Annotated in this window: 3 protein-coding genes; all 3 read right to left on the bottom strand. The window is 47.6% G+C overall.

Features of this window, described 5'->3' with window-relative positions; genetic code table 11:
• Positions 1–37: 37 nt before the first annotated feature.
• Genes EKN56_RS11980 through EKN56_RS11990 form a run of 3 tightly spaced genes read right to left on the bottom strand, consistent with a single transcriptional unit; the run spans position 38 to position 13,242 of the window.
• Positions 38–967, bottom strand: coding sequence for a hypothetical protein (locus tag EKN56_RS11980; protein ID WP_130591994.1), 930 nt, complete (start codon positions 965–967; stop codon positions 38–40).
• A complete protein-coding gene (locus tag EKN56_RS11985) occupies positions 964–1,461 on the bottom strand; it encodes a GNAT family N-acetyltransferase (protein ID WP_130591995.1) in 498 nt (165 codons plus the stop codon). Before EKN56_RS11985 ends, EKN56_RS11980 begins: the two co-directional genes overlap by 4 nt.
• Positions 1,462–1,491: 30 nt before the next feature.
• Positions 1,492–13,242, bottom strand: coding sequence for an autotransporter-associated beta strand repeat-containing protein (locus tag EKN56_RS11990; protein ID WP_130591996.1), 11,751 nt, complete (start codon positions 13,240–13,242; stop codon positions 1,492–1,494).
• Positions 13,243–13,266: the final 24 nt, after the last annotated feature.

Here is a 13,266-nt window from a genome sequence, read left to right on the forward strand (position 1 = left end):
TTCTTCATCTTCAAATATGACTTTGCCCTTGACCATGTTATTTTGTTATTGCATGTAGTACCGAAAAGCCAATACCCATTGTCATCATGCGTTCTTTCCTGTTGGTTAGAAGTTGTTGTGTCCAGTCGAGCAACCCACCGTCGCCAATCTCAATCACATTCTCGCCTACTACTATTTTTGCTTTTATCCGAAAGCCATAGTAATAGTTATTTTCATAGTCGGGTTCGACAACCGATACTTTTATATGGTCGCTGTTTTTCTGAACATATGATATTGACTCTGTAATTAATGAGCTTCGACCGTCATACCCTTTGCATGGGATAATCTCGAAGTATATATGTTCAAAGCTGTAACTTCGTAAAACGTCATACGATGCTGTCAGGTGTTTAAATAGTTCCTCTTTTTCAAAATTAAAACTCCCTGTATCTTTACCACAGGAAATCAGGCAAATAACTGAAAAATGAGGAGTAAAATTAGGATTGTCAAATACCTGTGTCCGAATAATCCGTGAAATATTACTGTAGTTGTAGGTTCGGCTACCTAATCCGCCTTTTTTCTTTAATGAAGCATAATGCAAGGCTGTTGCATTGGTTGGATCTGCCTGCATTTCTGTATTTCTTAAAGCCGTCAACACTTTCTTTTGGTCTACGGTAGCAACAACACTACTCGTTCCCAACTGTGCGGCAGGAGAATGTTCTATCGGTTCAAATCCTCTGCTGGCTAATACTTTATAGCACGTCAATTCTTGTTCTTTGTACCTTAAAACATCTATATTGGCAGGTTTGACAAGTTTATTCCTCTCGTATTTATTTAATAAAGACGAGGGCGTTTCTTGCTGGATGCGCCTGTTAAAAACCTCCAATAAAATAGTGTTCAGTTCCGACCCACTTAATTCATCAGATAGTATCTTAACTATATCCGGCAAATCCAATTTGCTGATAATATGTTCACCTATATCTTTTTTCATGTCTTTCTAATACTGTATAAATGTTCATTAATTATTTTCCCCTCTTTTATTACTGAGGATTTAATAACAGCCTCTTTTTCAAAACCCACTTTTTCTAACACTTTCATTGAACCTATATTATATTCGTAAATATTTGCATAAACCCTCAATAAGTTAAGTGCTTCAAAAGCAATATTTAATAATAGCCTTACTGTTTCAGTAGCATAGCCTTTCCCCCAATAGGGTTCTCCAATCCAATATCCTATCTCTGCATTAATACGATATACGTCATGTTGTGGTATTAAACTACCACAACCGACAAATGTATCGTCCTCATATATTCCGAAAACATGCCCTAATACACCATTTTCGGCTAAACCGAGAAATGTAATAGCATCCTCAATCGTATAAGGATATGGAAACGCATCCCGTAGGTTTACAGCGATTGCGTGATTATTAGCTAATCTCTGTATTGCTTCAGGAGAGGTTAGGTTTATATTTTGTAATCGTATCATTTTAATATACTTATTGTTCTTTGATGAGATTTACCAGACGTAACGCACACCAACCGCGCCTTCCAGCTTCTGATAATGGTCAAAATCGTCAGTGCCGCTCACATTTATCCAACCCTGCCAGTTTTGACTAAAGTTACCCTGAATACCCAGCTTCAATTCGCCGCGATCTTTTGGTACGTTTTCTTCAATGTGCATACTGTCGAGAGTCACCGACGAGTTCTGATTATGATGCCACCAGTTAAGTTCAGCATATGGCTGAACCGCATAGGCATCATCCAGAATATCGTCTGACAGACGTACGCCTAAACGGGTGCTGTAAGCCTCATTATTCTGGCCGCTTACCCGGGTATTACTGGAGTCGGTGAACGTATCAGCAGTGTATCGACTATAGATAACCTGAGCCTGCGGCGTCAGTCGCAATAAATGTTTCTCATTTTGCGGGCTCAGTATCAGACTATAACCAACTTCCAGCGATGAACTCCACAAACTGGAATCATAACTATCAGAACGCTGACCTTCACCCTGCACATCGTTATCATACCAGCCGTACTGCGTCCAGCTATCAACATAGGCTCCGCTCTTCTGTTGTGCATTGGCAAACCAGGTGGCATAAGCACCAAGGTTGAAGCCATTAACCGAGCCGGAGGCAGAATGATGTACCCCATTTAAATCATTGTTACCAGTGGCATCCGTATCCCCATTTCCCCAACTGCCCATCAATCCGACTTGCAGGCGTTGAGTATCCTGCTGGTAAGTTGCGATATCGCTACCAAACTGCACCAGCGTATAGTCACCCGCCATCCCTACATGACCACTGGCCGCTTTACTTTCCGTATGGCCGCCGATAATCCGCCCCCATGAGCTGCCATTATTCTGGGTATATTGAGCCCCCTGACGGTCGAACAGCGTATGAATTTGCATCAGTGCCGCCATTGACTGGTTACCCAAATAGGCACCGCTCTCCGGCCGCCACTGTGGTGTGTCATCCCCTTCATCACTGACGGAACGCAGATACCAGTTACCATCAGCCTGAGTTGGCAGCCCCTGATTCAGGCTGTATTCATAAGCACCCGCTACCACCCGATTCGCCAACGTAAACTGACCGTTTGATTGTCCACCAACGCTGATAATTTCAATGCCGTTAACCGTGGCGGCACCATTTCCACCGGCGTTATTTACCACCACACGGGTAGAGCCGGAAGTATCTCCCTGAACCACCAGCTTATCGGTGGCAGAGTTATCACCGCCCAGTACGGTACTCAGGGTCAGCAGGCCGTTATTACCCACATAGTTACCTTTTACTACCAGTTGACTGGCGGGTAACGGGCTGGCCATACGTAATTCACCGCTGTTGACCAACTGACCGCCAACGGTAAACACGCCGGTCGGACTATCACCCATACCCGGTAATGCATCCGCTACCGCCAACAAACCATGGTTAGTCACATCACCGCCAACGCCGCCATAGCCACCCAATATGGCGCCTTCTGCCACCGAAACCGATGGGGTATTGGCCAGTAAAGCGTTATTCATCAGAACCAGACTACCGGCATTGATATTGGTGACACCGCTATAGGTCTGGTTTTGGTTAAAGCTCAGTTGCCCTGTACCTTGCTGCGTCAATGCTCCACTACCACTGATAACACCGCCGTAGGCGTAATCATCACTATGGTTAAAGGTCAGTTGAGCATTATTAATTATGGCTCCGGCCACCCGGCCGGTTGTACCACCATTGCCAAGTTGTAAGGTGCCTTCACTAATTGTTGTGCTGCCGGTGAAAGTATTGTCATTGGTGAGTGTCAGAGTGCCGCTGCCGGTTTTACTCAGGCTACCAAAACCATCAATATCACCGCTAAATGTACTATCAAGGCTGTTATTGGCAATTAACTGTCCATTACCCAATACTACATGGCCTGAACCGGTCAGGTTATTGACATGTTGGTCAAAGCTATTCAAATCGAAGGTGGCACCCTCACCCACATTTAACTGTGAGCTCTGGGCAATAATGTCCGTATGTCCCGCTAACAGCCTACCGCCATTAATCAGCGTTGCACCGGTATAGAGATTCGATTTCGACAGTTCCAGTGTTCCCGCTCCCGCTTTAGTCAGCGATATTCCATCCCATCCGCTGGCAGCATTAGCCACTTCATCCATCAGCAAAGCATCTAAATCAAAGTATTCATTTTGAGCGGTAAGGGTAAAGTTACCGGTGGCTTTGGCCGGCAATCCGGTATGGGCGGCGTACCAGCTTAATGCCAGACCAACATCAAACTTATAGCCATCATTGATTGATGTTATCGACAGATAATCAACCGGACTTACGGCACCACCGGCGGTGCCGCTGGCGAAGTGCCCGGTCATATTTCCCGGTGCCGATGTTTGAATAATGGTAAACAGGCTATTGGCTAACTGACTGGCGGTGGTGGTTTCTGGTGCGCTGTAACCCGCCACATTAATCACGGCAGCACTGCCGATATTGGCGGTACCGGCAGTGATTAGCGGTGGATTACCGCGAGCAACCACATCCAGTACTCCGTCAATATTGAACTGATTACTGACGGTCAGCGTAGCGTTGGTGGCCAGTGAAGTGGTGGCACCTACCGCCGAATCATAATTAATGACGTTAAATCCCCCTTCCTGAGTCAGGTGTAATACCCCCTGATTAACAGCAACATTACCCTGACTGGAATTATTATGGGTGAGTATGGCAATACCACTGCCGCTTTTGATTAAGCTACCGCTTCCGGTTAATTGATTATTCAGAATGCTGTTTTGGGCAAATGCCAGTTCCAGTTCAGCGTTGTTAGCTATTTCATTAACCCCTAACGCATTGCCCTGTGTGCCAATGAGCCGGCCCTGAGTAATGGTTGTGCCACCCGAGTAAAAATTCATTCCACTCAAGGTCAGGGCTTCACTACCGGTTTTCGTTATGCTTCCATAACCGCTGATCGCTCCGCTAAAAGTGCTGGAAACATTGTTGTTAGCGGTTAACACTGCATTCCCTAACAGGATCTTGCCATTACCCGATAAATTATTGGCCTGCTGATTAAAACTATTCAGATTGAGCGTGCCATTATTGCCAACCACCACACTGGAGCTATTTGCGAAAGCATCCGCAATATCCGTACGCAGTTGACCATTATTAATCAGCGTATTTCCGGTATAGAGGTTTGTCGCAGAGAGAATCAGGGTTCCAACGCCCTCTTTGGTCAGGCTTTTTCCATCCCAACCGGTCGCTGATGCAACACTATTCAGCAATGCAATATCAACATTAAAGCTGTCATCCTGATTAACCAGCGTAAAGGTGCCATTTCCCAAATCAGCACCCGCCAGCCAGGTCAATCCAAAACCCACGTTATAATCATTACTATTCAGGCTCTTCGCCGCATTAACCACCAAATAATCGGCGGAGCTGCTGGCACCGTTCAGGTCAACGCTGTCAAAATCACCGCTAATCCCACCGGTGGTATGAATAATGGTAAACAGACCATTCGGTATTTCAGAGGCTTTATCAGGAATACCGCTGGTATCAATTCCCTCTACTTTTAAGATGCCGCTTAACGTGGCTGTGGATGCCGTAATCAATGGTTCAACAGAACCTAATCTCACGCTCAGCGTAGCATTGCTTTGTTGCGTTAACGCGCCACTCAAATTAAGTGAAGCATCGGTTGCCAGCGCGATAGTGCTACCACTGGTCGTCGTCAGACTGCTGGCATTAAAAACATCACCCTGAGCGAATGTTAATGTACCGGCATTGATATTTATGGCTCCCTGAGAAGAACCCAGGCCGTTTAAAATGGCATTGCCTGCGCCCGTCTTCAGCAGATTACCACTACCGCTTAATACGTTGGTCAGCGTGCTGTCACCGGCAAAATCCAGTTGTAATACGCTATTGTTGCCGACCGTCCCGGTTCCCAACGTGCCACCCTGCGTTACTTTCAAGATGCCGGTATTAACGGTGCTGCCACCGCTATAGCTACTCAATCCGCTCAGTGTCAGTTCCCCGGCACCAGTTTTAATCACACTGCCGGTACCACTGATATCGCCACTAAAGGTCGTATTAGCGACATTGTTGGCGGTCAGTGCTGCGCTACCCAGGTTGATATGACCGGTTCCGCTCAGGTTATTCACCTGCTGAGCAAAACCATTTAATGCCAGAGTGCCGTTACCACCAATATTGACCTCACTGCTGGTGGCAAAGGTATTGGCAATTCCGGTTTGTAAGCTACCGTTATTAATCAGCGTGCTGCCGGTGTAAGTATTCACTGAGGAGAGTTGTAGTGTGCCCAGCCCCTCTTTCGTCAGGCTGTGACCATCCCAACCGCTGACAAAGGTGCCACTTTGATCCGCCAGTATCACATCCACATTAAAGCTGTCTGATACATTGGTCAGCGTAAAAGTGCCATTGCCCGATGTATCGCCGGACTCCCATGTCAGTCCAAAACCAACGTTGTAATCCAGACCATTAACCACATGACTTGCCAGTTGCAGATAATCTGCACTGTTAGTCGCCCCACCCAGACTAACAGTGCTGAAATCACCGGTAATGCCGCCGGTGGTATGGATAATAGTAAATTGTGTATTGATTAACTCGCTGGCATTGGTCGGCGCATTTTCGGTAAAGCCACTGATATTCAGCGAACCATCCAGAACTGCGGTATTGGCGGTAATGGTTGGAGGTGTAGTACCCAGTGCGACATTAAGGGTTGCGCCATCGTTTTGGGTTAACGCTCCGCTAATATTCAGTCGAGTGTTATTTGCTATCGCCGTGGTTGCTCCGGTTGCCGTGTTCAGACTACTGGCAATAAAAGTATCGCCCTGAGCCAGCGTCAAGGTTCCGCTATCCACATTGACGATGCCCTGAGAGGAACCTGCACCACTCAATGTGGCATTGCCTCCGCCCGTTTTCACCAAAGTTCCGCTACCGGTCAAACTGTTCGCCAGCGTACTGTTAGCCAAAAAGTCGAGTAACAACTGGCTATTATTGGCAATCGTTCCGCTTCCTGATGCGCCACCCTGAGTGACTTTCAATGTCCCGGCATTAATGGTGCTGCCACCGCTATAGGTATTTAATCCGCTCAGGGTCAATACTCCGCTGCCGGTTTTAATCAAACTACCGGTGCCGTTGATATCGCCACTGAAAGTGGTATCAGCAACATTGTTCGCCGTGAGTGCGGCACTCCCCAGATTGATATGACCCGTTCCACTCAGGCTATTAGCCTGTTGAGCAAAACCATTTAATGCCAGAGTACCGCTATCAGCGATGCTGATATCGCTGCTGGTGGCAAAGGCATTGGCAATACCCGTTTGCAGCGTACCGCCATTAATCAGAGTGCTGCCAGTGTAGGTATTCACCGAGGAGAGCTGTAAAGTACCCAACCCGGCTTTGATCAGGCTGTTGCCGTTCCAGCCGCTGGTAAATGGTCCGGTCTGATCCACCAGTACCATATCCACATTAAACAGGTCATCGGCATTGGCCAGCGTAAAGGTGCCATTACCCAGTGAAGAACCTGCCTGCCAGGTCAGGCCAAAGCCCACGTTGTAGTCAATATTATTCACCACCCGACCAGCCAGTATCAGGTAATCCACATTGCTGGCCGCTCCGCTCAGATTGACGGTTGAAAAATCACCCGTAATACCAGCGGTGGTATGGATAACATTAAATTCAGTACCGGTCAGCGCACTGGCGCTGGTTGGAGCACCGGTAGTAAAACCGGTAATATTTAGTGTGCCGTCCAGCGCGGCGGTATCTGCCGTGATTACCGGCTGAACACTGCCCACGGCCACATTCAACGCCGCCGTTGAGTTTTGTGTTAATCCGCCGGTTAGATTAAGTGATGAATCCGCTGCCACCGACGTGATGGCAGCATCTGCCGTGGTCAGGCTGCTGCCGTTAAATACGCCACTCTGGTCAAAGTTTAATGTGCCCTGATTGACGTTAATCACCCCCTGCGTCGAGCCTGAACCACTCAGTGTAGCAACACCGGGTCCGGTTTTGATCAGCGTTCCGCTGCCGCTCAGCACATTCGTTAATGTACTGTCGCCAGTAAAGTTCAGCTCAAGCGTTGCGCCATTATCAACGGCACCGGTTCCCAGAGCACTGCCCTGCGTGGCTACCAGTATTCCACTGCTGAGGATACTGCCACCCTGATAAGTGTTCACTCCACTTAGGGTCAGCGTACCGGTACCGGTTTTGCTCAGACTACCCGCGCCGCTAATCACGCCGCTAAAGCTGGTATTCGCACTGTTATTCGCGGTTAACTCTGCGCTCCCTAACAGAATGCTGCCGCTACCGCTCAGGTTATTCGCCTGCTGGTCAAAGCTATTCAGATCCAATGTGGCACCACCCGCCACACTGATATCACTGCTGGTAGCAAAGGCATTGGCAATTCCCGTTTGCAGCGTACCGCCATTAATCAGGGTGCTGCCAGTGTAGGTATTTACTGAGGAGAGCTGTAAAGTGCCCAGCCCCTGTTTAGTCAGGCTTTTGCCATCCCAGCCGCTGGTAAATGGTCCGGTTTGATCCGCCAGTACCATATCCACATTAAACAGGTCACTGGCGCTGGTTGGTGCACTGTCATTGAACCCTGTGACATTAAGCGTTCCCCCCAGCGTGGCGGTATCTGCATTAATTGCCGTTTGGCCACTGCCTACGGCAATATTTAATGTTGAACTGTCGCTTTGAGTTAAGGCCCCCGTCAGGTTCAGAATAGCGGCACCGGTCAGCGAAGTGGTAGCGCCATCAGCGGTTGCCAGACGGTCGGCATTAAATATGCCGTTTTGAGCAAAAACCAATGTACCCTGATTGACCGCAATATTGCCCTGGGTTGAACCAAGGCCGTCTAATATGGCGATACCGGAACCGGTTTTCACCAGATAACCGCTGCCGCTTAGTAAATTACTTAATGTGCTACTGCCGGTGAAATTCAACTCCAGAATATCGCCATTATTGACGCTACCCGAACCCAGCGCCTCTCCCTGAACAATGGTCAGCGTTCCCCGGCTGATGGTGGTACCGCCCTGATAGCTATTGATACCGCTTAAAGTCAGAGAACCCGTGCCGTCTTTAGTCAGGCTACCGGTTCCGTCAATCACGCCGCTGAAGGTGGTATCTAAACTATTATTAGCCGTTAACACTGCACTGCCCAGCAGAATGCTGCCGCCACCGCTCAGGTTATTTGCCTGCTGATTAAAATCATTTAAATCCAGCGTCGCATTACTGCCTACCGCAATCTCACTGCTAAAGACAAAGGCATTGGCGATGCACGTTTGCAAGGTACCATTATTAATTCGGGTACTGCCAGAGTAGGTATTTACTGAAGAAAGTTGTAGTGTACCCAGCCCCTCTTTGGTCAGGCTCTTACCATCCCAACCGCTGGTGAAGGTGCCAGTTTGATCTGCCAGCACGACATCAGCATTAAAGTTGTCTGAAGTATTGCTCAGGGTAAAAGTACCGTTACCCAGCGTATCGCCAGCTTCCCATGTCAGACCAAAACCCACATTATAATCAAGACCATTGACCACCTTACCCGTCAATGTCAGGTAATCCACACTACTGGTCGCGCCGCCCAAACTAAGGCTACTGAAATCGCCGGTAATTCCACCGGTAGTATGAACGATAGTAAATTGTGTACTGGTTAACTCACTGGCACTGTCAGGTGCACCGGTGGTAAAACCACTGATATTCAGCGCGCCATCCAGTGCTGCGGTATTTGCCGTAATGACAGGTTGTGTGGTGCCTAAAGCGACATTCAGAATTGCACCATCGTTTTGGATTAAGGCGCCACCGATATTAAGCTGGGTATCACTGGTTATTGCCGTGGTAGCGCCGGTGGCGGTATTCAGGCTACCTGCGGTAAAACTATCCCCCTGAGCCAGAGTCAGGGTACCGCTATCCACATTGATAGCGCCCTGTGCTGAACCCATGCCGGTTAATGTTGCATTGCCTGCGCCGGTTTTGACCAGATTACCATTACCTGTCAGAACATTTTCCAGCGTACTGTTACCAACAAAGTTCAACTCAAAAATACTATTGTTCGCGATGCTGCCGCTCCCGGTAACACCGCCCTGAGTCACTTTTAATGTTCCGGTATTAATGACGGTGCCACCGCTATAGTTACTCAGGCCGCTCAGGGTAAGTACCCCCGTTCCGGTTTTAATCAAACTGCCGCTGCCGCTAATGTCACCACTGAAGGTAGTATTACTCAGGTTATTGGCCGTCAGGGCGCCACTGCCTAGCGTAATATGGCCGGTTCCCGTCAGATTGTTAGCCTGCTGTGCCAGATTGTTCAGATCTAAGGTGGCGTCACTGGCAATATTCACATTACTGCTGGAAGTAAAGGCATTAGCAATGCCCGCCCGTAACATCCCTGCATTAATCAGCGTGCTGCCAGTATAGGTATTGACCGAAGAGAGTTGCAGCAGCCCCAGCCCCTCTTTAGTCAGGCTTTTTCCGTCCCAGTTACTGGTAAATGGTCCGGTTTGATCCGCCAGTATCACATCAACATCAATGATTGCACCGTCAGCGGTATTCAGATCGCCTGCTGAGAATACATCACCCAATGCCAGCGTTAAGGTTCCGTCGTTGATATCGATATTGTTCTGTGAGGAACCCACTCCCGTTAGCGTGGCTTTACCGTCACCGGTTTTCACCAAATCGCCGGTACCGTTCAGTACATTATTCAGGACGCTATCGCTGGCAAAATTCAGCTCAAGTGACGCATTATTGGTTATATCACCCGTACCCAGCGCCTCGCCCTGAGTCACCTTTAATCGACCAGCATTGATGGTGGTACCATCGCTGTAGCTATTTGTTCCACTTAGGGTAAGCGTACCGGTTCCCAGTTTAATCAGGCTACCGCTGCCATCAATATTGCCGCCAAAGATTGTATCCACACTGTTACTGGCGGTTAGTGTTGCCGTTCCCAAAATGATGTGACCGGTTCCGCTTAAATTATTGGCCTGCTGTGCCAGGCTATTCAGATTCAGCGTTGCGCCACTGGCAATAGTGACATCACTACTGGCAGCAAAGGCATTAGCTACCCCAGTCAGTAAGGTGCCCTGATTAATGAAGGTGCTGCCGGTATAGGTATTTACCGAGGAGAGTTGCAGCGTTCCCAACCCTTCTTTAGTCAGGGATTTCCCATCCCAACCGCTGGTAAAAGGGCCAGTTCTATCGGCCAGAACCACATCAACATTAAAGTTGTCATCACTATCAGCCAGCGTAAAGACGCCATTCCCCTGTGCAGTTCCCTCCAACCAGGTCAGGCCAAAGCCAACGTTGTAATCCAGACCGTTAACCCCTGCGCTGAGGGTCAGGTAATCAACCGAACTGGCAGCACCGCCGAAATCAACGCTGGCAAAATCGCCCGTCAGGCTGCTTAGAGTATGAATAATAGTTTTTTGCGTTGCCGCCAAATCGCTGGCATTCGCTACTGTGATGCCATCATCAATGCCGGTAATATTTAACACACCACCCAGAGTTGCCTTATTGGCTGTAACAATAGGGTTCGCATTGCCTAATTCAATGCTCATTGTCGCCAAATCGTTTAATGCCAGTCTGTCTGACAAGTTAAGCGATGTGTTGGCCGTAACACTGAATGCAGTATTGTAATTCAGACTCAGGTAGTCGGCGTTAAAGGTATCGCCTTGAGCAAAGATCAATGCTCCTTCATTAAGATCAATCCCTCCCTGACTGGAACCTGCACCAGTCAAAGTAACTATGCCTTCCCCTGCCTTGATGAAAAGGCCAATACCTATTAATTTGTTAGCCAGAGTTTCATCGATTTCGGTATCTAAACTTAATGTACTGTAGTTGGCAATTTCTCCGCTACCTGCTGCTTTCATATTAGACAGTGAAAGAATGCCATTTTGAACAGTTGTTCCACCGCTATAATCACTAACACCATATAATCCAAGATTATTAGTACCTGATTTAATCAAACCTCCAGTTCCAGTGATATTTCCGTTAAATATTGTCTCCAGAGTGGTATTTATGGTTAATGTTGCACTGCCTAATTTAATGTTGCCTTGGCCGGTAAGATTATTACTCTGTTGATTGAAATTATTGAGATCCAGCGTTGCACCAGCAGAAATATCAACAAATGAGCTGTCAGCAAAGGTATTTTCAACGCCAGTTTGCAGTATACCGCCATGAATCAGTGTTGCGGCGGTATAGGTATTCACCGAGGAAAGTAATAGTGTGCCGTCCCCCTCTTTGGTCAGGTTGCTGCCGTTCCAACCGCTGGTAAAGGGCCCGGTTTGATCCGCCAGCACCACATCTACATTAAACAGGTCACTGGCATTGGTTAACGTAAATGTTCCGTCACCTAACGAAGTCCCAGCCAGCCAGGTCAGGCCAAAGCCAACGTTATAATCTACGCCATTAACAATTCCGGCAGAAAGCGTCAGGTAATCTACTGAACTGGTAGCCCCGCCAAAATCAATACTGGCGAAGTCATCGGTTATACCGTTGGTTGTGTGAATCAGTGTGATTTGGTTAGCGGCCAGATCGCTGGCTTTAGTAGCAGTAATAACATCATTAATACCGGTAATATTTAATACACCGCCCAGCGTAGCAGTTCCGGCACTAATCACCGGATTAGTACTGCCTACTTCAAGGTTAGTGGTGCTGGTATAGTTAATGGCCAGATCGCCAGTAATGTTCAGCGCCGTATTATCAATAACAGAAAGGCTAACAGTATCACCCAAATAGAAACTATTGGTATTAAAAGTATCTCCCTGCGCAAATATCAACCCACCCGCATTGATACGAACGTCACCCTGACTGGAACCTGCCCCGGTTAAAGTAACGATTCCTTCATCATATTTCTCCAGTAAGCCAAAGCTGCTTAATACGTTAGCAAATGTCTGGTCATCTCTAATAAGCAACTTTAATGCACTCTTATTAACGATCTCTCCGCTACCAGCGGCATTAACGTTGAGTAAAGAGAGAATTCCGTTTTGAATAACTGTGCCACCGCTATAGTTATTATTTCCCGCTAAGCCTATTGTATTTTGGCCCATCTTAATCAGGCCACCACTACCACTGATATCACCATAAAACGTTGATGAAGATTCATTATTTAGGGTCAACGTTGCGCTGCCTAAATTGATGTTACCGTTACCAATCAGGTTATTAACTTGCTGATCAAAATCATTTAAATCCAGTGTTGCACCGCTGGCAATATCCACCAGAGAACTGGCAATAAATGCATTTTCAACGCCAGTCTGTAATGTGCCACCGCGAATTAAAGTAGTACCGGTATAAGTATTCGCGGCGGAAAGTAATAAAGTGCCATCCCCTTCTTTGGTCAGGCTGCTGCCATCCCAGCCGCTGGTAAAGGGCCCGGTCTGATCTGCCAGCACTACATCTACATCAAAACGGTCATCGCTGTTGGTTAATGTAAAGGTACCATTACCCAACGCAGGCTCGGCCAGCCAGGTTAGTCCATAGCCAATATCGTAATCTTTGCCGTCGCTGCTCTTAAAACCACTGATCGTCAGATAGTCATATTCACTGGCAGCACCACCGACATTAATCGTGCTGAAATTACCGCTAATTCCATCGGTAGTATGAATCATCGTAGTGGTACTGTTGGCCAGTTCACTGGCACTGGTTGGCGTAATGGCTGAATCAATACCCGTAACATTCAATGTTCCATCTAGTGCTACTGTATTCGCGGTGATAACTGGTTCATTTGTTCCCAAAGTGACATTGAGCGTAGAGCCAGAACTTTGTGTGAAGACTCCGCTAATATTTAACGTTGCATTGTCATTCAATGTGATGGTTGCACCGGATGCGGT

This window comes from Limnobaculum zhutongyuii (assembly GCF_004295645.1).
Lineage (GTDB): Bacteria > Pseudomonadota > Gammaproteobacteria > Enterobacterales > Enterobacteriaceae > Limnobaculum > Limnobaculum zhutongyuii.

Excerpts from the sequence above, each read along its gene's own strand:
- EKN56_RS11980 (WP_130591994.1), bottom strand. The coding sequence starts at position 967 with ATGAAAAAAGATATAGGTGAACATATTATCAGCAAATTGGATTTGCCG.
- EKN56_RS11985 (WP_130591995.1), bottom strand. The coding sequence starts at position 1,461 with ATGATACGATTACAAAATATAAACCTAACCTCTCCTGAAGCAATACAG.